This is a genomic window from Metabacillus rhizolycopersici, from assembly GCF_020075705.1.
In genome coordinates this window covers 1-530 of the sequence record NZ_JAIQUM010000268.1, presented here as the reverse complement: position 1 = coordinate 530, position 530 = coordinate 1, and the positions used below count along the sequence as shown (strand labels likewise).

The 530-nt window shown below is 44.7% G+C and carries 1 protein-coding gene; it reads right to left on the bottom strand.

What is annotated here, in order from left to right; translation table 11 throughout:
* Positions 1-463: mechanosensitive ion channel family protein (locus K9V48_RS28515; RefSeq protein WP_224142357.1), on the bottom strand; the 463-nt coding region annotated here is incomplete at its 3' end.
* Positions 464-530 lie beyond the last annotated feature (67 nt).

Here is a 530-nt window from a genome sequence, read left to right as displayed (position 1 = left end):
TGCTATAGGAGACCGTATAGAGGTATCCGTCATATTGGCGGATCTTCAGGTGGCGCATGCTGATTTCCTCGATTTTCCCCTGACGGTTACCATTGATGATGACATAATCCCCGTGATGGATCTGGCGCTCAAACAAGTAGGTCAGTCCCATAATGTAATCCCGGATGATATGCTGGAGGATCAATGCCAAGGCACCTGCCAACACGACCGAACCAGTGACAAGCTTTGTCAGCTCGAAGAAATGGCTAAGCATATAAATAAAGAAGAACACCAGTCCCAATACCTTTGTCGCCTGGTTGGCGAAATGCATCAATGTCTCTTCCCGCTTTTCATCCAAGATGCTCGTTTTGTCAAAGAAAAGCTTGATGGATTTGCGGATCAAATAAACCGTGAGTATAATCAGCAGTGCCACCGTTAAAATTTCTACTACGGGCAACTGCTGGAACAGTCCCAAGAAAAACATCCTATCAACTCCCACTTTTTTTACACTATACCAAAGAAATGCGGATAAGGAGAAAAACCTTCCTTTC